The sequence below is a fragment of the Acinetobacter sp. YH16052 genome (genome assembly GCF_013417155.1).
In the GTDB taxonomy this organism is placed as follows: domain Bacteria; phylum Pseudomonadota; class Gammaproteobacteria; order Pseudomonadales; family Moraxellaceae; genus Acinetobacter.
This window is the reverse complement of record NZ_VPEO01000182.1, coordinates 1-1,176: the sequence shown is the minus strand read 5'-3', so window position 1 is coordinate 1,176 and position 1,176 is coordinate 1. Positions and strand designations below refer to the sequence as shown.

Below are 1,176 nucleotides of genomic sequence, written 5' to 3'. Positions count from 1 at the left end.
TCTCTCAGATATTCCTGAAATTACCGACTGGAGCAATGCTGTACGCCATAATCAATTCTATCGCCCAGTGAAGCAACAGACTTCCATTCGTTTAGATGCTGATGTACTTGCATGGTTTAAAGCTCAAGGCAAAGGTTATCAGACACGTATGAATGAAATCTTACGGGATGCTATGCTGAAAGAATTAAAAAATCATCAATAAAAATGGGAGCTTAGGCTCCCATTTTTAGATCCGTATAACGTGTATTATGTTAATTTTAGAAATATTAAAAATAAAATTTTAAAAGGAATGCAGATGGATCTTTATCATAGAAGAGTACTTTTAATTGGAGCACTTTTATTATTTTTTTTATTTTTAATTTTTAAAATTTTATTTTCTATCTTTGTATCAAAAATGGTAGATAAACAATATGAACAGGGAAACTTTAAAGTTGGAGAAATGTGTTATCTAGGTTATAAGCCCCATTCAAGAAAATCTACAGGAGCATATATCTCGATAGATAGTTATTATTTTTTAGTTGATGGTTTAAAGAGCCAGAACTTAGTTAGACCCTATTTTCCATTTAAGAAGCAATTTCCAAATTTTATAAAAAAAATGGATAGAACAAAATGTTATAAAGCTGAATATATAGAAGTAAATATTTTATTCTACAAGCAGAGAATGATATATCAATTAATTGATTTTAATGACTTTGTTTTGCAGATTCATGATGAATACCCTATAACTTCTAAATGAATAATTCTATGAGTCGAGCCTTTTATCATCGATTTAACATAATGGCGGTTATACGAAGCCAAAAAAGAAGCCTGGAAGACATCCCAGGCTTCAGATAATCCGTATTATGTTAATTTTAGCTAAATTTAACTATTCTAATTACTCTGAAATAAGAACATTTAATAAGAGGGGAAATAATGGGATTTATAAATGAAAGAATTAGTGGAGAGGATCGTATTGAATATGGTCTTGATGAAATAGAAAATAGTGTTCCTAGAGGAGTTTGGCATCCTGATAGAGATTGGACTATAGATAAAGAGCGAAAAATATATTTAAGACAAATATGGCAAAGTAATTCAGGACGAGAGCCTGAAAAAGATCCAAAATTTATTGATAGAACATATCATTTTTTTATTGATAATATTCTTTATCAAGTTCAAATCCATGATGCTCTAGAGAAA

At 29.7% G+C, this 1,176-nt stretch carries 2 protein-coding genes and 1 pseudogene; all 3 read left to right on the top strand.

Annotated elements, in window-relative coordinates; genetic code table 11:
• A partial coding sequence (locus FTV42_RS17145) for a BrnA antitoxin family protein (protein ID WP_180039274.1) occupies positions 1 to 202 on the top strand: 202 nt, incomplete at its 5' end.
• A 93-nt stretch (positions 203 to 295) separates the two neighbouring features.
• Entirely contained in the window at positions 296 to 736 is a 441-nt protein-coding gene (locus FTV42_RS17140; protein WP_180009762.1) for a hypothetical protein, read from the top strand.
• Positions 737 to 912: 176 nt separating this feature from the next.
• Positions 913 to 1,176: pseudogene (locus tag FTV42_RS17135) on the top strand (hypothetical protein); the annotation flags it as partial.